This window comes from Streptomyces diastaticus subsp. diastaticus, from assembly GCF_011170125.1.
GTDB lineage: Bacteria > Actinomycetota > Actinomycetes > Streptomycetales > Streptomycetaceae > Streptomyces > Streptomyces diastaticus.
The window spans coordinates 950,077-968,219 of sequence record NZ_BLLN01000005.1; the positions used below are offsets into that span (position 1 = coordinate 950,077).

The following is an 18,143-nucleotide window of genomic DNA, read 5'->3' on the forward strand; positions in this document are numbered from 1 at the left end:
GGTGGGCGGACAGGGCCGACGGGCGGACCGCCGGTGGGCGGGGCTCAGGGCAGGCTGCGCACCGGCCGCCCGCACGCCCTGCCGGGGTCCGGGCGCCCGGAGCCCTGTCGCCCGTACGTGCGGCGTGGCGCGGTCAGGCCGGGGCGAGCCGCGCGTACTCCTTCAGGAGTTTCCGGCGCCGCACGGTCATGAGGACCCCGGCCAGCAGCGCGAGCGGGGCGAGGAGCAGCGCGATGATCATGGGCAGCGTCATGCCGGGCGGGTCCTGGACCCACGCCGTCGTCATCACCAGGTTCGGGTCCTCCGGGGCGTAGGTCACCGGGACCTGGGCTCCCTGCCGCAGCCCGTCGGGCAGCTTCCCGCCCCATTCGACGAGCTCCGTCTCGACCTGGCCCCCGGGGCCGCTGAACCGCACGCCGACGTTGCCCACCTCGCCGTACTTGTTCGTCGTGACGGAGGTGACCTCCGCCAGAACGAGGACGCCGTTCTCGCGCAGGTCGGCCACACGCTCCTGGGAGGGGAGCAGGAAGAAGAGGAAGCCGCCACCGCACAGGGCAGCGATGGCCAACACCGTGGCGATGAGCCGCCGTTGCGGCAGCGGCGGCAGGGCCGCCCGCTGTCGTTCGCGTTCCCACTCCCGCTCGCGTGCCAGATCGCTCCGGGATCTCGGGGGCGGCGTGTAGTCGTCGCGCCGCTTCTTGCGCTGGTTCTTGTCGGCCATGTGCTTCGCCTCTTCCGTCCCCGTACGTCAAAACCCCAGCCAGCCGCCGACCTTCTTGGCCGCCCCTGCCACGCCCTTGCCGATGTCCTTGGCCGTGTTGGTGACGGCCTTGACGGCCTTCTTGCCGGTGTCGGTGTTGAGCGCGTAGTACGCGGCGTAGCCGAGGCCCGCGCCGACCACGATGCCCGCCGCCACGCCCCAGCCGACCGGCCCGCCCAGGGCCGCCACTCCCGCCACACCGGCCCACGTGCCCGCCATGCCGGCTCCGAGCGAGGCCACGTTGGAGGCGACGGCCACGTCGGTGTCGGCCCCGTTGACCTTGATGTCGTAGGCGATGCCGCCGATGGTGAGCAGCGAGCCGACCAGCGGCACCCGGCCGCCGGCCCGGAAGGCCTTGCCCATCCAGCCGCCCTTGACGGCTCCCGCGGGCGCCTTGATGTACGGCACCTTGTCGGCGAGCCAGCGGGCGGAGTCGCCGACGGACAGCTCCATCAGGCGGGAGAACGAGCCCATGCCGTACTTGGCGAAGAGCCGCTCGGCCTGTCGGGAGGCGGCCTTGGACGCCTTGGCGTTGGCGCGCGTCTCCTTCTTGAACTTGGCCCGGTCGGCGGGGGTCATGGCGTTGATCCGCCGGTCGTACGCGGCCTTCGCCGCCTGCGAGAACTTGCCCGCCTCGTTCCAGAACTTGTCCGCCAGGTTCGACTGGATGCCGATCACGCCGGCGACGAGACCCGCGTGCACGGTCCAGGTCGCCTTCGGGTCGCCGAGGTCCGTGATCGCCTTCTGGAGGTGCTTCCAGCCGGTCTCCCACAGGTCGGGGTCGTCGTTCTGCATCAGCGCGCGGTTGAAGAGGGCGCCGGGCTCGTCCTCCGGCAGATCGCCGTGGAACATGTCCAGGATCTTGTGGAAGCCCGGGGCGGGCTTCTCGGCGCTGACCGCGGCGGTGAAGGCGGTGCCGAAGATCTTGGCGTCCTCCTTGGCGGTCGGCGCACCGGCCGCCGCGATCGCCACGGGGAGGTTGTTGACCACCTCCGGGTCCATGTTGGCGTAGAAGGCCGAGGCGAAGTCGGGGTCCTTGCCGTGCTTGGCCAGCTCCTGGGCTATGCGGTGGAAGGCGGGTCCGGCCTCGTCGGGGCCCATCTCCGCGAGGCCCTCGGCCTCCTCGGCGAGCTTCTTGCCCTCGGCGTGCGCCTGCTTCACCGTCCACACCGGCTCGCGCAACTGCACCATGGGCGGCTTGGGCCCGACACCTTCGAACTCCATGGCGGCGGCCAGGGTCTGGCGGCGGCGCAGCATGGGCAGTTCGTCGTCGACCCAGGAGGCTATCTTGCCCAGTTCGGTCAGGTGGGTGGTCTCCAGGCCGAACTTGCGGAAGCGGCCGATGTAGGAGTTCTTGCCCTGCTGGAGGGTCTTGCTGCCGGAGACCAGGCTGGTGATGGTCTTCATGAGGTTGTCGGGGTTGATCCCCGAGAAGTTCGGGTCAGTCATTCTTCGCACCCCCCGCGGTACTTGTGCCGGCCTCGTCCTGCGGGGGCTGCGGGTCCAGCAGCACCGCCTGGGCGCCCGACCCCTCCAGCGCCCCCTCCAGCTTGTCGGAGGGGATCGCCACCCACGCCTGCTCCTCGCCCATCGCGTCGACCAGGGCGGCGACGGTGGAGAAGGCCAGGGCGACCAGGGTGGTCCCCCCGGACTCGGCCTCCATCGGGAGGAGCATGACCTCGACGGTGCCGTCGAGCAGAGGTGCGCCGTCGTCGTCCCGGGGCACGTCCTCCATGGTGGGGACCACCAGGACGTCCGGGGCTTCCTGAAGAGACCGAGCCGAATCCATTCGAACAGAGTAATGAGCCTCGTCGGGCTCGCGTACACCGCTCCCCTGGTGTCCACGCCCCAGCCACACATTCGCCACGGGCGCCCGCCCCGCGTGCCCGACGGGGCGTCAGGCGCGTGGTACCACCATCGGGGTGCCGGTCACGGGGTCGGGGACGACCACGCACTCCAGGTCGAAGACGGCCTCGACGAGGGCGGCGTCGACGATGTCGCGGGGGGCGCCCTGGGCGACGACCCTCCCGCCCCGCATCGCCACCAGATGGTCGGCGAAGCGGCACGCCTGGTTGAGGTCGTGGAGCACCGTGACGACCGTCCGGCCCTCGTCCCGCAGCCGGGCGAGCAGCCGCAACAGCTGGTACTGGTGGGCCAGGTCGAGGAAGGTGGTGGGCTCGTCGAGCAGCAGGTAGGGGGTCTCCTGGGCCAGCACCATGGCGACCCACACCCGCTGGCGCTGGCCGCCGGACAGCTCCTCGACGCGCCGGTCGGCCAGTTCGGCGACGCCGGCGGCCGCCATCGCCTCGACCACGGCCCGCTCGTCCGCCGGGGACCAGGTGGCCAGCAGCGACTGGTGCGGGTAGCGGCCGCGGGCCACCAGCTGCCGCACCAGCGTGTTCTCGGGCGCCGCCAGCCCCTGCGGGAGGAAGCCGAGTTGGCGGGCGGCCGCCTTGGGGCGCAGGGCGTGCAGGTCCTCGCCGTCCCACCGGACGGTCCCGGCGTTCGGGGTAAGGAGCCGGACGAGGGCCTTGAGCAGGGTCGACTTGCCGCAGGCGTTGGCGCCCACTACGGCGGTGAACGCGCCGTCGGGTATCTCCAGACTGAGGCGCGGGGAGACCACCCGGTCGCCGTAGGCGAGTTCGAGGGCGTCGGCAGTGAGGCGGGGCATGGCGGTGGGTTCTTCCTGAGAGTCCGAGGTCCGCGGGGCCGTACCCGGCGAGGTGCCGGACCGGTCGGGGCCGAGGGTCATCGGCGCACCTCGCGCAGGAGCAGCCAGAGGAGGTAGCCGCCGCCGACCACCGTGGTGACGGCGCCGACCGGCAGCGCCACGGGGGCCAGGACGGTCTGCGCCGTCAGGTCGGCCACCAGCAGGAGTACCGCGCCGGTCAGCGCGGCCGGCAGCAGCGGGACGCCGGCGGCGCCGGCCAGGCGGCGGCCGATCTGCGGGGCGGCCAGGGCGATGAAGACGATCGGCCCGGCCACCGCGGTGACCGTCGCGGTGCAGCCGACCCCGGCGAGGACGACCAGCGGCCGGTAGCCGGAGAGCCGGACGCCGGAGGTGACGGCGAGGTCGTCGCCGACCGCGACCTGGTGCATGGGGCGGGCCAGCGCGGCCAGCAGCACGGCGAGGAGGGCGAGGAGGGCCAGCGGCAGGCGCAGGTCCCCCCAGCCGATGCCGTTGAGCGACCCGGCACTCCAGCCGACGGCGGCCATGGCGACCTCCAGTTCGGCGCGGAGCACGATCCAGGAGTTGAGCGCGGTGAGCATGGCGTTGACGGCGATGCCGATGACGACCAGCCTGAGCCCGCCGAGGCCGGAGCCGAGCGAGAGCAGGTAGACGACGGCCGCGGCGGCGAGGCCGCCGGCCACCGAGCCGACGGCCAGTTGCACGCTGGTGCCGGACAGTACGGTGAGGGCGACCAGCGCGCCGGTGTAGGCACCCGCGTCAAGGCCGGTGACGTCGGGGCTGCCCAGCGGGTTGCGGGTGAGGTTCTGGAAGACCGATCCGGCGGCGCCGAGGGCCGCTCCGAAGGCCAGCGCCGCGGTCACCCGGGGCAGCCGCCACTCCTGGACCACGAAGGCCACGTCGCCGTGCCCGGCCAGCGCGGCGAACACCTCGCCGGGCGGGTCCCAGGAGTCGCCCCGGCACAGCCCCACGAAGGCGAGCACGGCGGCGAGGACGGTCAGGGCGGCGACGGCGACGGCGGTGCGGCGCTCGACGGCGGCCGAGAAGGACCCGAGGCGGACGGCGAACGGCGGCCGGGCACCGGTGGGGCCTCCCCCGGCCGGGGCGCGCCCCTTCCGCGTCGTCCTCTCTTCGAGCTTCACAGCGTCACCGCCCCATAGCGTCGTACGGCCCAGATCAGCACGGGTCCGCCGATGAAAGCGGTGACGACCGCGACCGGCACCTCGCCGGTCGGCAGCAGCAGCCGCGCCGCCACGTCGGCGGCCAGCAGGATCAACGGACCCAGCAGCATGCACAGTCCCAGCAGCAGCCGGACGGAACCGCCGGCCAGGCGGCGCGCCAGGTGCGGGACCATCAGCCCGAGGAAGGCGACCGGCCCGGCCAGGGCGGTCGCGGCCCCGGCGAGTACCGTGATGAGGACCAGCACGGTGATGCGGGTCCGCCGCACCCGGCTTCCCAGGGCGCGCGCCACCTCGGTGCCGAGCCCCAGCGCCTGGAGCGGACTGGCCGCCACCAGCGCGCCGATCAGGCTGGCGGCGATCACCAGCAGCGGCAGCAGGTAGGGCACCTGCTCCCGCCCGGCGAGCGAGCCGACCACCCAGAAGCGGTACGTGTCGAAGACGTCGGGCAGGGTCATCCGCAGCCCGAGCGAGATCCCGGCGAGGACGAAGCCGAGCGCGGTACCGGCCAGCACCAGGCGCAGCGGGGACGCGCGGCCCACCGCGTACACGAGGAGTGCCGCGAGGAGCGCGCCGAGAGCGGCGAGGCCGAGCTGGGCCGCCTGCGAGCCGGCGAGGCCGGCCACCGCGCCGAGGGTGACGGCGAAGCCCGCGCCGCCGGCCACCCCCAGCACGCCGGGTTCGGCCAGGGCGTTGCGGGTGAGGGTCTGCATGAGCGCGCCGGCGACGGCGAGCGCGGCGCCGACCAGGATGCCGATGACCGTGCGGGGCAGCCGTACCTCGCGGATCACCAGGTGGTGGGCGGCGGTGGCGCCGTCGCCCGGCGGGGCGTCGAACAGGGCGCGCCAGACCTCGGCCGGGGGCACGGTCCGCGAACCCACGGCGAGGCTGGCGACCACGGCGGCCAGGACCAGCACCAGCACACCGGAGAGCAGGGCGGTGCGTGGTGGTTCAGTCCTCAAGTCCGGCCACTCCGCGCTTCCAGTAGCCGGTGAACAGGGCGTCGCAGCGGTCCTGGCTCCACGCGCGCAGCGGCTTGATGTCGCCGGACTCGCCGGCGGCGAACAGGAAGGTCCGGCCCGGCCGGGCGTGCAGCCTGCGGACGGTGTCGGCGAGCCGGGAGGACTGTCCCGCACGGGTCAGCCGGATCACCTCGACGCCGGGGCGGTCGGCGAGCGGGTAGTCGTGCTCACACTCCTCCTCGGTCTCCAGCACCACCTCGACGGAGGTGTCCTCGGGGCATTCGTCGAGCCAGCGGGCGACGGCCGGCAGCGCGGTGGCGTCCGCGGCGAACACGTAGTGGTCGTAGGTGTGCGGGAAGGACTTGGCGCCGGGCGGCCCGGCCACGGTGATCCGCTCCCCCAGCGGCACCGAGACGGCCCAGCCCGAGGCGTGGCCGCCCTCGTGGACGACGAAGTCCAGGTCGAGCTGGCGGGCGGCGGCGTCGTACCGGCGCACGGTGTAGACGCGGTTGAGCGGGGCCGGGCGCGGCCAGGTCAGCATGCCGCCGGGGGCGGGCACGAGCGCGCGCAGGGTGCCGTCCGGGTCGGGGAAGACCAGTTTGACGTGGTCGTCGGCCTGGTGGCTGTGGAAGCCGTCGAGTTGGGGGCCGCCGAGGGTGAGACGGACCATGCGCGGGTTGATCCAGGTGCGCGCCAGCACCTCCAGGGTGCGGACCCCGATCGGGTAGGGGATGCGGACCGGCCCGGTGCCGTTGCGGTGGTGTTCGGCGACCTTGGGGCCGGGGTCGGAGCGGTCCGCCGTGGGGTCCTCGGGCCCGCCGCGACGGACGTGGGTGTGCGGGTGGCGGTGGTTCTCGGTGGTCATGGGGTCACCGGTCCAGCAGCGGCTGGAGCGCCGCGTCGAGGGCGTCCAGGGTGCGCAGGGCGGAGGGGTAGGTGGCGGCCTCGGTGTGGCGCAGCGGCACGGTCAGCCCGTCGCGGACGGCCGGCAGTTCCTTCCACAGCGGCGAGTCCAGCACGTACTGCACGGCCGCGGCCGGTTCGCCGTCGGGCTGCACGGTGTAGGTGATGACGTCGGCGTCGCCGAGGCTCTCGGGCAGCTCCTCGATGGAGGGGTTCTCGCTGACGTCGCCGCTGCCGCCGGTCTTCTTCTTGACCTCGCCGTAGTAGGTGACGCCCACGTCCTCGGCGATGTTGGTGCCCCAGGAGCGGCTGAACTCGCGCTGGAAGGAGCCCTTCCCGGCCTCGCTGTAGGCGCCGACGTGGCCGAACTTCTTCCCGTCCAGGACCTTCGCGTACTTCTTGCGCAGCTCTCCCGCCCGCTTGTCGTAAGCGTCCTGGGCCGCCTCGAAGTGGTCGAGGCGGCCGGCCGCGTCGGACTGGCGCCGGGAGAGGGTACGCCAGGCGTCGGGCTGCGTCGGGCCGATAGTGACCACCGGGGCGACCGACTCCAGGCGCTCCAGGTCGATGTCGGCCAGCACGGGGGTGGGCACGCCGATCACGATCAGGTCGGGGCGGGCGTTGGCGATGGCCTCGTAGTTGGTCTCCGCGGCGGTCTCCCCGGCCACCTTGGGAACCTTCTTGTAGCGGGCGAGGTCCTCGTCGGTCATCAGGTCCAAGCCGCGCTTCCAGGTGGAGATGCCCACCAGGGCCGCGTCGGCCTCGATCAGCGCCGGGACCGCGTACCCGGTGGCCACCACGCGCTTCGGGTCGGCCGGGATGGTGATCTCGCCGTTGTCGGCCTTGAAAACCCGGGTCTTCGGCTTCTCGCCGGCCTTGTCCTCGACGCCGGTGCCGCAGGCCGTGACGCCCAGGGCGAGCGCGAGGGCGAGGACGCCGGCGCGCAGCGGCGTGCGCGGGGAGCGGGGGCGGCGCCCGCCGCCGGGCCCGTCGAAGGCGGCGGACGGCGGGGAGGCGGCCTGCGAGGCGGCGGCGACGAGCGACGGGGAACTCGGGGACATGGGGCGCGTTTCCTTCGGCAGTGGTGCGATGAGCGGTCCCCCAGGAGAGGCGACGGAGTTAGGTTAGCCTTACTTACCCGCCAGGTGTGTCGCTGAAAGGACGCGTTGTGTCGCTCGGGGGACAGCGAGGAGAGGATCCGGTGCGCTGCCAGGAGTACGGCTACGGCCTGGGGCGCCCGGAGGGCATCTTCGTGCTGCGCTACCAGTCCGAGGGGCCGCTGGAGTTCGGCGCCATCGCCCGGCAGGACTTCCTGCACCAGCTCTACTGGTCACCGGACGGCGCCCTGTCGGCGCTGCACGGCGGCGACGCCCGTTTCCTCGGCCCCGGGGAAGCGTTCTGGGCCCAGCGGGCGGTCAGCCACGAGGTGCGCGCCGCCGACCGGCAGACGGTGTACCGGATCTGCCTGCGCCAGGTGCCCCCCGGGCTGGCGGAGCTGCGCGCCGGGCCGGTCGTGGTCTCCGTGGAGACCGGGCGGCTCATCCGCGACCTGGCCCGTTCCGGGGTGACCGAGGCGGACGCGCTGGCGGACCGGGCGCGCATCATGGCGGCGCTGGCGCCCTACTCCCCCGCAGGGCGCGACTCTGGCGACGGGCCCGCCCCCGGTGCACCGGCCTCCGGCCACGGCTCGGGCCACGCCCTCCGGGTGGCCCGAGCACTGGCCCACGACCCGTCCGACGCGCGGGAGTTGGCGGCATGGGCGGCCCAGTTGCACATCAGCGCCAAGACCCTGCAACGCGATTTCCAGCGGGAGTTCGGCATGCCGTACACCCGCTGGCGCACCCGGCTGCGCCTGAGCGCCGCCCGCGCGCTGCTCGGCACCGAACCGGTCACCCGGATCGCCCGGCGGGTGGGGTACGCCAGCCCGTCGGCCTTCGTGGCCGCCTTCGCCAAGGAGTACGGGCAGACCCCGGCCCGGTACACCCGGAGCGGGGCGGGCGGAGGCCGGAGTTGAGGCTCAGACCAGGGCCGCCATGAGCTCGCCGGGCCGGGCGGCGAAGGGGCTGTGGCCGCCATCCGTACGCCGGCCGCCCCTCGGTGGAGTGGGGCGACTGCGCGGCAGCCGCTGGTCGCGGCCTCCGGCGAGGACGAGCCGGCCGTCGCGGCCGGGTCGCGGGCCCTGTCCGGCGAAGGCTCCCCGGTGCTCGCGGCGGCGACGGTCGCCCAGGGGTCCGCACCATCAGCGGCCTCGCCACCTGCGGCTTGGGGCGTGGGGCTGAGCCCGTCCCGCACGCCTGCGGCGCCCCGCCCGGAAACCTGGCTCTGCGACGTCGGCGCCGTCCCGAACCGACGGCTGGGGCCGCGGCGGACCGGGGGCGTCAGCGCGACCGGGTAGATTCGGGCCATGGTTGCCGACTGGCGGACAGACCGCATCGGAAGCGCCCTGCGCGGCGAGAACCCCACGGTGCTGCGGCGCCTGGCCTCGGGATTCGCGGTGATCGGCGACGTGCAGTTCCTCCCGGGCTACTCGGTACTCCTGGTGGACGACCCCGCGGTGGAACGGCTGTCGGACCTTCCCCGGCGGAAGCGGCTGGCCTTCCTGTCCGACATGGACCGGCTCGGGGAGGCTGTCGAGCACGCCTGCCGCCGCGCGGACGCGTCCTTCCGGCGGGTCAATCTGGAGATCCTGGGCAACACCGACGGATTCCTGCACGCACACGTCTGGCCGCGGTTCGCCTGGGAGCCCGCCGACCTGGCGCGCCTGCCGGTGTGGCTCTACCCCCGCGACCGGTGGACCGACGAGCGGTACGCCCTCGGCCCCCGGCACGAGGGGTTGCGCGGAGCGATCGGGGACGAGCTGAACCGTCCGGAGTCGACGGACTGACGGGGTGGTGGCCCATCTCCCTCAGAGGGCATCTGATCTCCCTCGGGTCGGGCACCCGCGCTGCCGTCCCGGGACCGGACCGGGCGGCCCGCCAGGCGACGAACACGGGCTCGCTCAACGCCCAGCGGCCCTCGGAGACGTCACTGCGATACGCACGTCGAGATGTCACGTCCCGGACGACGAGCCTTACGGCCTACGGCCACAAGAACCTCCCAGAACACCAACTCCCTGGATCAAATGCCCTCTTGCACGGACTCGCCGCACATCGCGACGCCCGCACACCGCCGCAGCGTCGGCCACCGACAGGCGCGCGAACACGCCCGCCCGTCTTCACGCCGGCCAACGCGGTACGGCACTGAACTGGCTGGCGCACAGCAGACGGGCGGGGTCCTGAAAGCCCCACCCCGTCACTCGTTTCCGGTCCAGGGTCCGGCTCACACCTCGGCGGCACCGCGCGGCAACCCGCTCAAGCACTGCCGACTCAACGAAGCCCCTGCCCAGCCACGGACGCGGACGGAACAAGGGCGCGGGGTCGCCAAACCGGCAATCAGCCCCGCCGGCTGGGCATCCACCCGGCATTCGGCGTTGCGTGCCGGTTCACCATGGATGTGGCCGACTCGCCCGCCGCCTCTCCCGCCGCATGGAGGAGACGCCTGTCCCTGCCGGGGCGTGAGCCGGTGAAACGGTGGAACGCGTTGCTGAAGGCGCTCGCCGAGCCGTAGCCGACTGTGCGGGCGATCTCCTCGATGGTCTGATCACTGTGGGTCAGAGCGTCTTTGGCCAGCGCCATGCGCCAGGCCAGCACGTAGGCGACGGGGGTGGTGCCGACCTGTTCGGCGAAGCGGGCGGCGAAGACCGTGCGGGACAGGTGTGCCGCCGTCGCCAGCTCGGCGACGGTCCAGGGGTGGCGGACATCGGCGTGGAAGGCCAGGAGGGCGGCGCCGAGGTTCGGGTCGCGCAAGGCGCGGAGCATGCCCCGAGGCGGGGTGACCCGCTCGCTTCGCAGCGCTTCGACGAGCATGACCTCGACCAGGCGAGGCAGGACGAACGCGGCACCGGGCCGGTCGGCGGTGGCTTCGTCGCCGATCAGGTCGAGCAGGCGGGCGATGCGTGCGGTGCCGTCGGCTGTTCCTGGTAGGTGGATGCGGTCGGGTACGAGGTGATGCAGGAGATCGTGGTCGGCCGGTTCGAGAAGAAAGGCGCCGCCGATGAGGCGGACGGGGTCGTCTGTGTTCGACCCGAGGCGGATCACGTTGTCAGAGACCTCGGCGAGCAGCGCCTCGCCCTCGACGGGGCGGACATCAGGTCCGCTCGCGAAGCGGAAGGGGGCCGGGCCGCACAGCAGCAGGAAGTCGCCGGCGTTGAGGCGCAGCGGCGGACCGTCGGCCAGCAGCAGACAGTTCCCGCGGGTGAGCACGCCGAACTTGACGCCGTGGGCGGCGGTGAAGCCGACTGCCCACTCCCCCGCGGCGTCGATGCGTTTCCAGAGCACGGTGCGTGGTCGCAGGAGTCCGACCAGATCGGTCAGCGGATCGGACATCCGGACTTCCTCTCATGGAAAGCGGACTCTCGATGATAGACAGTACGCCGGTACCTGGGCACGCTGACGTCATGAGCGAATGCGAAACGACAGAGGTCGCTGACGGTGTGTTCTTCGTCAGCTCTGGTCCGGTCAACTGGACACTGCTGGTCGAGGGTGACGCGGTCACCGTCGTCGACACCGGCTTCCCCGCACAGCTCGCCGATGTGGAGGCGTCCGTCCGCGCCGTGGGGCGCGACCCACGCGCGATCGAAGCAGTGCTGATCACCCACGCCCACGTGGATCACCTCGGTTGCGCGCAGCAGCTCAGCCAGAACCATGGCGCTCCGGTCTTCGTTCACCCCGAGGAACTGGCCCACGTCCGTGGGCAGGTCCGCGAGAGCGTGACCCCGGCCCGCGTGCTCGCCAACGTGTGGCGGCCCGGCGCCCTGCGCTGGATCTCGTCCATCCGGCGTCTGGGGGTCGCTTCACCTGCCCGCGTCGACCAGCCGCAGCCGTTTCCCACGCCGGGGGCGCTGGACTGCCCTGGGCGCCCGGTGCCCGTGCCCACTCCCGGCCACACCTCCGGCCACTCAGCCTTCCACCTCCCCCAGCACGGCGTGGTGATCACCGGGGACGCGTTGGTGACCGGGCACGCGATCAGCCGCCGCACCGGGCCGCAGTCGCTGCCGAAGCTGTTCCACCACGACCGGGCCGCCGCCACCCGGTCCCTGCACACGCTCGCTGCCCTCGACGCCGACACCGCCCTGCCCGGGCACGGGGCCGCGCATCACGGGCCCGTCGCCGACGCCGTCGCACCCCTGCTCGGCTGACCAGGGCGACGGCACCTGCCCGGTCCGGTACCAGGACGAGGACGAGGACGAGGACCTCCCGGTCGTCCACTCCCGGCATCCCGGGTGCCGGCGGGCGGAGCTGAAGGAGGGGAACTCGCGACCGTGGGTCGTGTCGGACGGACCGCGGTCGTCGATCGAGCCGTTGTCGCCGGATCCGGGTCCGTAGCTGGTAGCGGGCCGGGCGCGGGTTCCTGACCGGCAGGCTGGGTGCGGGCTCCTGTCCGTCCCGCACACCGGGATCCAGTGGGAGTACCTGCCTGGGGGCCCGGCATGACGTGCCGGCGTCGGCCGGCCGCAGGGAAGGAGGCCGGCGTGTGGGACAGGCTCCATGTCGTCCTGTTGTCGCAGCTGCGGGCGGCGCAGCAGCTCGACTGGTCGCGGGCGGTGACCGACTCCCGCCACGTCAGGGCCGCTCGGCGACTCCCAGAAGCGGACCCGGTCCGGTCGGCCGCGCACGTCCGGCCGTGGGCGAAGTGGACGGGCGGCGTGTGCGCCCGGACAGGCCCTCTCTCAGGCCCCGCCGCCCGGCAGCGCGGCGAACACCGCGACCGGGTCCACGCCCGGGCAGCCGGTGGGCCACCAGTCGTCACGGCCGGGGTCGGAGACGTAGCCGTACCAGAGGCCGTCGCGGCCCAGGCGGAGCTGGCGGTCGCCGGCGGGGTGGGTGAGGCGGTTGCGTTCGGGGCGCGGGCGCGGGTGGCCCGCGGCCAGGAGGGCGGGGCGGGCCCGGTCGAACGGGCCGGCGGGCGGGTCCCAGGGCTCCTCGAGCGCGACCAGGCCCGCCTCGCCGCCGAGTTGCCAGGCGGCGACGGCGCGGTGCAGGGCGGTGACGTCCCGTCCGGCGGCGCGGGCCAGCCGGGCGTACAGGTCGCGGGCGGCCGAGGTGAGGCCGGAGCCGGGGCGGGCGGCGGCGATGCGGACCGCGTCGGCCCAGTGGCCCAGCCCGGCGAGCGGGTCGCGGCCGGTGGCCAGCAGGGCGTGCGCCCGGGCGGCGGCCTGGGTGGCGAGCTGGTCGAGGGCGAGCGGGTCGGGCCCGCCGTGGCCCCCGGGGTACGGCGGCGGGGGCAGCGGGCCGTCCAGGACGCGCGGCGGAGGCGGCAGTGGCGGGCGGGGCCCGGCGGCGAGTACGTCACGGGCGCGGACGCCGGGCAGCGCGGGCGGGCGGTACGGGTCCTCGGTCTGCGCGTCGTCAAAGTCGCCGGTACCGGTGGGGTCCGGTGCGGCGCGGGTGACGCTGAGCCGGGTCAGGGTGTCGACCAGGTCGTCCTCGCCCCGGCCGCGCAGGAGGAGCAGGACGAACGGGTCGTGGTCGAGGAGGCGGGCGGTGCGGTGGCAGAGCGCCGCCGCGTGCTTGCAGGGCCGGACCGGGTCGGGGCAGGTGCAGTCGGGGATGAGGTCGCCCGCGCCGGGCAGCAGCGGCACCGGCCCCTCGGCGAGGGCGGGCGGGATTTCGCGGTCGAGGAGGGCGGCGAGGTGGGCGGGGTGGTCGGCGATGTGGTCGAGGAGGTGTTCCCACTGCTCGTCGGTGAGCGGGCGGACCCGCAGCCGGGCCCGGTAGGGGCGGGGCCGGCTGCCGTGCACGTAGGCGAGGACCAGGCCCGGGGTGACGGTGACCGCGTCGACGCTGCCCCGCGCGGCGTAGTCGCTGCCGCGTGCCAGGCGTCCCGGGTCGCGGGACTGCTCGGTGAGTGCCGTGACCCAGGCGCGGCCCCACCAGGTGGTGGCGGCGCCGTCCCCGGCCGGCTGGGCGGGGAAGGTACGGCGCAGGCCGTCGGCGGAGGCTCGGGCGCGGGCGCCGGTGGGGCGGTTCACGAGGTCCTGCGCAGGGAGACGAGGTCGGTCAGTTCACGGTCGGTGAGTTCGGTGAGGGCGCCCTCGCCGGAGCCGAGGACGGCGTCGGCGAGGGCCCGCTTGGCGCTCAGGAGCTCGGCGATGCGGTCCTCCACGGTGCCTTCGGTGATCAGCCGGTGGACCTGGACGGGCCGGGTCTGGCCGATCCGGTGGGCACGGTCGGTGGCCTGCTCCTCGACCGCCGGGTTCCACCAGCGGTCGTAGTGGAAGACGTGCGAGGCGCGGGTCAGGTTCAGCCCGGTCCCGGCGGCCTTCAGGGAGAGGACGAGGACGGGGGTACGGCCCTCCTGGAAGCGGTCGACCATCCGCTCGCGTTCGGCGACCGGCGTGCCGCCGTGCAGGAGTTCGGCGGGGACGGCGCGGGCGGCGAGGTGCGCGCCGATCAGCTCGGCCATGCCGACGTACTGGGTGAAGAGCAGGGCCGAGCAGTCCTCGGCGAGGAGCGTGTCGAGGAGTTCGTCGAGCAGGGCCAGCTTGCCGGAGCGGCCCTCCAGCCGGGCGGGGCCCTCCTTGAGGAACTGCGCGGGGTGGTTGCAGATCTGCTTCAGGGAGGTGAGGAGTTTGAGGACCAGGCCGCGGCGGGCGATGCCCTCGGAACGTTCGATGGCGGCCATCGACTCGCGGACCACCGCCTCGTAGAGCGAGGCCTGTTCGCGGGTGAGCGGCACCGGCCGGTCGGTCTCGGTCTTGGGCGGCAGTTCCGGGACGACGCCCGGGTCGGACTTGCGGCGGCGCAGCAGGAAGGGCCGGACCAGGCGGGCCAGCCGCTCGGCCGCCTCCGGGTCCTCGCCGGACTCGACGAGCCGGGCGTGCCGGGCGCGGAAGGCGGTGAGCGGGCCGAGCAGGCCGGGGGTGGTCCAGTCGAGGAGAGCCCAGAGTTCGGAGAGGTTGTTCTCGACGGGCGTGCCGGTGAGCGCGACCCGGGCGGCGGCGGGGAGGGTGCGCAGCGCCAGGGCGGTGGCCGAGTGCGGGTTCTTGACGTGCTGGGCCTCGTCGGCGACGACCAGGCCCCAGCGGACGGAGGCGAGCGACTCGGCGCTGGAGCGCATGGTTCCGTAGGTGGTGAGGAGGAAGCCGTCGGCCACGTCGCCGAGGCTGCGGCCCTGCCCGTGGTAGCGGCGGACGGGCACACCGGGGGCGAAGCGGGTGATCTCGCGCTCCCAGTTGCCGAGCAGGGAGGCGGGGCAGACCACCAGGGTCGGTCCGGTACCGGCCCGCTTGAGGTGCAGGGCGATGAGGGTGACCGTCTTGCCGAGGCCCATGTCGTCGGCGAGGCAGCCACCGAGACCGAGTGAGGTCATCAGCTCCAGCCAGCCGAGACCGCGCAGCTGGTAGTCGCGGAGGGTGGCGTTCAGCCCGGGCGGCGGCCGCACGTCGCCGGGCGGGGTGGTGAGCCGGTCACGGAGGGCGGCGAGCGCGCCGACGGGGACGGCCCGAACCTGTTCGCCCTCGACCTCGGCGGTGCCGGTGAGGGCCACGCCGAGGGCGTCGACCGGGTCGAGGAGGCCGAGGTCGCGTTTGCGGGCCCGGCGTACCACGTCCGGGTCGACCACCACCCACTGGTCGCGCAGCCGCACCACCGGTCGGTGGGCCTCGGCCAGTTCGTCCATCTCGGCCTCGCTGAGCCGCTCCCCGCCGAGCGCGACCTGCCAGCGGAACTCCAAAAGCCGGTCGGCGTCGAAGAACGGCGTGCCGTCGGTGGCGGAGCCGGGCGCGCCGCGCACCTCGGCCTCGGCGGTCAGTTCCCGGGCCAGTTCCCTCGGCCAGTGCACGGGGACCCCGGCGGCGCGCAGCCGCTCGGCGGCGGCCCCGAGGAGGTCGGAGAGTTCCGCGTCGTCCAGGGAGAGCACGTCCGGGACGGGCTGGTCGGCGAGGCGTTCCAACGGCGCCCACACGCGGGCGGCGCGGCGCAGGGCGAGCGCCGCGTCGATCCGGGCGCGCGGGCCGAAGCCGGGCAGGCGTTCCCCCGACCAGAGCGCGGCGGCATCGGCGACCCGGGTGGGGTCGGCGAGGCTGTGCGCCTGGAGGACGGCGGCTCCGGCGCCCCGGCGGCCGTCCTCGCCCTCGGGGTCGAAGAGGCCGTACGCGGAGAGGTCGAGGCGGAGCGAGAGGCTGACCCCGGCGTCCTGCCCGGCGGCGGCCAGCGCGGCCCAGCCGCGCGCCTGGGGCAGACGCTGGGGGGCGGTGGCGGCGAAGGGCGCGCCGAGGGCGTCGGCGGCGGCCGGGGTGCGGGGCAGGGTGTCGGCGACCGCGTCGAGGAAGGAACGCAGCAGCGCCTCGGGGTCGGCGACCATGAGCGGGGAGCGGCCCTCCAGCGCGACCGGGTGGCCCTCGGGCGGGAGGGCGGCGGCCAGGGCCCGCAGCCGGAGGAGGTCGTCGGCGTCCAGTGGACCCGCGCGCCAGGCGTCCTCGTCGGTCTCGGTGAGGCCCGGCAGCAGGCGGCCCCGGGCGACGAGGTCGAGAGCGAACCGGGCCGCGCCCTGCCAGCAGGCGGCGGACGGGCTCGGGGCGGGGTCGGCGAGCAGGGCGGCGAGGCCGTCCTCGACGCCGAGGACGGCGGCCCGCGCCTCGGCGCGGCGCACGGTGGCGCCCCGGGCCCGGGCGACGGTGAGGGTGGTGGTGGCGCCGGTGTCGCGTGGCGGCGCGCCGCCCTCGGGCGACCACCAGGCGAGGCGGCCGCGGCGGGGCAGCACGGCGGGCAGGAAGGTGACGGCCGCCCGCTCCGGGCCTCCGGTGCGGCCCGCGTCGCCGCTCACCGGTCGGCTCCCCGCGGGTTCACGGCGTGCTGGTGGCGACCACGTAGACGAGGGCCTCGCCGGTCGGCTTGCGGGTGACGGTCACGTTGTGGGTGGGGAGCGGGTCGTCCTGCTGGTGCGTGAGGCCGGACCAGGGGCCGAAGACGCCGAAGTCCCAGCCGGTGACGGCCTGGTTGCGGGCGCTGATGGTGACCTCGCCGTGCTTCAGCTCCTCGGGAGTGGTGCCGTAGGTGGCGAGGAAGGCGGCCAGTTGGTCCTCGGTGGTGCGGAACTGCACGTAGAGGCGGCTGGTCTTCCAGTTGTTGGTCTCGTAGTACGCGACGTGCCAGGCGTTGGGCGGGATCGGGACCTGGTAGATGCGGCGCTGCACCTGCGAGGGCCAGCCGGCGGTGAGGCCGGTCGCCGACCACTTGCGTTCCTTGTCGCGGCCGCTGTCGCGGCTCTGGCCGGCGGAGACCAGCAGGTATCCGGCGGGCACGCCGATGAGCAGCACGATGACGATGGCGGTGATCCACCGCCTGCGCACGGTGCGGCGGCGCTGCTCGCGGGTGGGCGGCGGGGGCGCCGCGTCCGGCCCCGGCTTGGGCTCGGTGGGGCTGGAAAGGCTCATGACGGGGTTTCCTGGCTGGTGGCGGCGGTCTGCTCGTCGGCCGCGCGGCGGCCCTGGGCGTACCGCTCGTAGCGTTCGTACCGTTCGACGCGGCGGCGCTTGGCGCGGCGGAAGCGGCGGGCGACCAGGCGGGCGAGGTCGGCCGCGCCGACCATGCCCGCCTCGGGGCCGAGCTGGGCGCGGGCGATGCGGGCCTCGGGGCGGTAGCCGCGGCCGGTGAGCTGACGGCGGAAGGCGTCGCGGGCCGGGAGGATCAGCAGGTCGTCGGCGGCGCTGACGCCGCCGCCCACCACGAAGCAGGACGGGTCGAGGGCGGCGGCGAGGTTGGCGATGCCGACGCCGAGCCACTGCCCGATGTCCCCGAGCAGCTCCACGCACATCGCGTCGCCCTCCCGGGCGAGCTGGGTGATGAGGGGCCCGGTGATGTCGTGGACGTTGCCCTGGACCCGGTCGATGAGGTTGTACGCGACCGGGGAGTCGGCGGCGGCCAGCTCGCGGGCCTCGCGGACCAGGGCGTTGCCGGAGCTGTACTGCTCCCAGCAGCCGCGGTTGCCGCACGGGCAGCGGTGGCCGCCCGGGACGACCTGCATGTGGCCGAACTCCCCGGCGACGCCGTACTCGCCGCGTTTGACCTGGCCGTCCTCCAGGATGGCGCCACCGATGCCGGTGCCCAGGGTGATCATCACCAGGTGGTCCTCGCCACGTCCGGCTCCGAAGCGCCATTCGGCCCAGGCGGCGGCGTTGGCGTCGTTGTCGACCATGACGGGGACGGCGAGCCGGCCGGAGAGGCGGTCGCGCAGCGGCTCGTTGCGCCAGGAGAGGTGGGGGGCGAAGAGGACCCGGTTGCGGTCGGCGTCGACCCAGCCGGCCGCGCCGATGCCGACGGCGTGCACGTCGTGCCGGTCGGAGAGGTCCAGCACCAGTTCGACGATGGTGTCCTCGACGACCCTGGGGCTCTTCGACTTGTCGGGCGTCTCGGCCCTGAGCTGTTCGAGGATGGTGCCGTCGGCGTCCACGACGCCCGCCATCACCTTCGTGCCGCCGATGTCGATGCCGACGGTCGGCACCCGGGGCGCGGTCAGGTGGGACCGCCTCTCCCGCGTGCCGACGGTGCGCAGGACGGTGGCCCGTGCGGAGCCGCGGTGTGCGAGGTCGCGGTAGGTGCTCATCGCGACGATTC

16 protein-coding genes are annotated in these 18,143 nt (G+C 74.3%); 3 read left to right on the top strand and 13 right to left on the bottom strand.

Annotation, left to right across the window (positions count from 1 at the left end):
- Positions 1 to 133 precede the first annotated feature (133 nt).
- From Sdia_RS21700 to Sdia_RS21735, 8 genes are all read right to left on the bottom strand, one after another.
- Positions 134 to 721: a DUF3592 domain-containing protein gene (locus Sdia_RS21700; RefSeq protein WP_100453517.1), complete on the bottom strand. Its 588-nt coding sequence runs from the start codon at positions 719 to 721 to the stop codon at positions 134 to 136.
- 27 nt (positions 722 to 748) lie between these two features.
- The gene (locus Sdia_RS21705) at positions 749 to 2,209 is read right to left on the bottom strand and encodes a hypothetical protein (protein ID WP_115069203.1); all 1,461 of its coding nucleotides are present in this window, start codon (positions 2,207 to 2,209) and stop codon (positions 749 to 751) included.
- Positions 2,202 to 2,549, bottom strand: a complete 348-nt coding sequence (locus tag Sdia_RS21710) for an SAV_915 family protein (protein WP_100453515.1) — start codon at positions 2,547 to 2,549, stop codon at positions 2,202 to 2,204. The genes Sdia_RS21705 and Sdia_RS21710 overlap by 8 nt, the downstream gene beginning before the upstream one ends.
- A 108-nt stretch (positions 2,550 to 2,657) precedes the next feature.
- Positions 2,658 to 3,431, bottom strand: a complete 774-nt coding sequence (locus Sdia_RS21715) for an ABC transporter ATP-binding protein (protein WP_100454320.1) — start codon at positions 3,429 to 3,431, stop codon at positions 2,658 to 2,660.
- A 77-nt stretch (positions 3,432 to 3,508) separates the two neighbouring features.
- Positions 3,509 to 4,591, bottom strand: coding sequence for a FecCD family ABC transporter permease (locus tag Sdia_RS21720; RefSeq protein WP_100453514.1), 1,083 nt, complete (start codon positions 4,589 to 4,591; stop codon positions 3,509 to 3,511).
- A complete protein-coding gene (locus Sdia_RS21725; protein WP_115069202.1) occupies positions 4,588 to 5,589 on the bottom strand; it encodes a FecCD family ABC transporter permease in 1,002 nt (333 codons plus the stop codon). The genes Sdia_RS21720 and Sdia_RS21725 overlap by 4 nt, the downstream gene beginning before the upstream one ends.
- Positions 5,579 to 6,454 (bottom strand): siderophore-interacting protein, encoded by an 876-nt coding sequence (locus Sdia_RS21730; protein WP_115069201.1) that lies wholly within the window; start codon positions 6,452 to 6,454, stop codon positions 5,579 to 5,581. Before Sdia_RS21730 ends, Sdia_RS21725 begins: the two co-directional genes overlap by 11 nt.
- A gap of 4 nt (positions 6,455 to 6,458) precedes the next feature.
- Positions 6,459 to 7,550, bottom strand: coding sequence for an ABC transporter substrate-binding protein (locus Sdia_RS21735; protein ID WP_115069200.1), 1,092 nt, complete (start codon positions 7,548 to 7,550; stop codon positions 6,459 to 6,461).
- Between the two features lie 140 nt (positions 7,551 to 7,690).
- Between Sdia_RS21735 and Sdia_RS21740 the strand changes: the two genes are divergently transcribed.
- Entirely contained in the window at positions 7,691 to 8,503 is an 813-nt protein-coding gene (locus tag Sdia_RS21740; RefSeq protein WP_115069199.1) for a helix-turn-helix transcriptional regulator, read from the top strand.
- 390 nt (positions 8,504 to 8,893) lie between these two features.
- Positions 8,894 to 9,373, top strand: coding sequence for an HIT family protein (locus Sdia_RS21745; protein WP_100453511.1), 480 nt, complete (start codon positions 8,894 to 8,896; stop codon positions 9,371 to 9,373).
- Between the two features lie 547 nt (positions 9,374 to 9,920).
- Here Sdia_RS21745 and Sdia_RS21750 read toward each other — a convergent pair.
- Positions 9,921 to 10,913, bottom strand: a complete 993-nt coding sequence (locus tag Sdia_RS21750; protein WP_115069198.1) for an AraC family transcriptional regulator — start codon at positions 10,911 to 10,913, stop codon at positions 9,921 to 9,923.
- Positions 10,914 to 10,984: 71 nt separating this feature from the next.
- Here Sdia_RS21750 and Sdia_RS21755 point away from each other — a divergent pair, with 71 nt between their 5' ends.
- On the top strand, positions 10,985 to 11,725 hold the full coding sequence (locus Sdia_RS21755; RefSeq protein ID WP_100453509.1) for an MBL fold metallo-hydrolase: 741 nt from the start codon (positions 10,985 to 10,987) through the stop codon (positions 11,723 to 11,725).
- A gap of 531 nt (positions 11,726 to 12,256) precedes the next feature.
- On the opposite strand, the gene Sdia_RS21760 is transcribed toward Sdia_RS21755, so the two are convergent.
- From Sdia_RS21760 to Sdia_RS21775, 4 genes are read right to left on the bottom strand one after another with little or no spacing between them, the layout of a single operon-like run.
- Positions 12,257 to 13,558, bottom strand: a complete 1,302-nt coding sequence (locus tag Sdia_RS21760; protein WP_100453508.1) for an SWIM zinc finger family protein — start codon at positions 13,556 to 13,558, stop codon at positions 12,257 to 12,259.
- A complete protein-coding gene (locus tag Sdia_RS21765; protein ID WP_115069197.1) occupies positions 13,555 to 16,353 on the bottom strand; it encodes an SCO1167/SCO6262 family helicase in 2,799 nt (932 codons plus the stop codon). The genes Sdia_RS21760 and Sdia_RS21765 overlap by 4 nt, the downstream gene beginning before the upstream one ends.
- A 19-nt stretch (positions 16,354 to 16,372) precedes the next feature.
- Entirely contained in the window at positions 16,373 to 16,963 is a 591-nt protein-coding gene (locus Sdia_RS21770) for a sugar kinase (RefSeq protein ID WP_100453506.1), read from the bottom strand.
- A complete protein-coding gene (locus Sdia_RS21775; RefSeq protein ID WP_115069196.1) occupies positions 16,960 to 18,132 on the bottom strand; it encodes an ROK family glucokinase in 1,173 nt (390 codons plus the stop codon). Before Sdia_RS21775 ends, Sdia_RS21770 begins: the two co-directional genes overlap by 4 nt.
- Between the last annotated feature and the right edge of the window lie 11 nt (positions 18,133 to 18,143).

Excerpts from the sequence above, each read along its gene's own strand:
- Sdia_RS21700 (WP_100453517.1), bottom strand. The coding sequence starts at position 721 with ATGGCCGACAAGAACCAGCGCAAGAAGCGGCGCGACGACTACACGCCG.
- Sdia_RS21705 (WP_115069203.1), bottom strand. The coding sequence starts at position 2,209 with ATGACTGACCCGAACTTCTCGGGGATCAACCCCGACAACCTCATGAAG.
- Sdia_RS21710 (WP_100453515.1), bottom strand. The coding sequence starts at position 2,549 with ATGGATTCGGCTCGGTCTCTTCAGGAAGCCCCGGACGTCCTGGTGGTC.
- Sdia_RS21715 (WP_100454320.1), bottom strand. The coding sequence starts at position 3,431 with ATGCCCCGCCTCACTGCCGACGCCCTCGAACTCGCCTACGGCGACCGG.
- Sdia_RS21730 (WP_115069201.1), bottom strand. The coding sequence starts at position 6,454 with ATGACCACCGAGAACCACCGCCACCCGCACACCCACGTCCGTCGCGGC.
- Sdia_RS21735 (WP_115069200.1), bottom strand. The coding sequence starts at position 7,550 with ATGTCCCCGAGTTCCCCGTCGCTCGTCGCCGCCGCCTCGCAGGCCGCC.
- Sdia_RS21745 (WP_100453511.1), top strand. The coding sequence starts at position 8,894 with ATGGTTGCCGACTGGCGGACAGACCGCATCGGAAGCGCCCTGCGCGGC.
- Sdia_RS21750 (WP_115069198.1), bottom strand. The coding sequence starts at position 10,913 with ATGTCCGATCCGCTGACCGATCTGGTCGGACTCCTGCGACCACGCACC.
- Sdia_RS21755 (WP_100453509.1), top strand. The coding sequence starts at position 10,985 with ATGAGCGAATGCGAAACGACAGAGGTCGCTGACGGTGTGTTCTTCGTC.
- Sdia_RS21770 (WP_100453506.1), bottom strand. The coding sequence starts at position 16,963 with ATGAGCCTTTCCAGCCCCACCGAGCCCAAGCCGGGGCCGGACGCGGCG.
- Sdia_RS21775 (WP_115069196.1), bottom strand. The coding sequence starts at position 18,132 with ATGAGCACCTACCGCGACCTCGCACACCGCGGCTCCGCACGGGCCACC.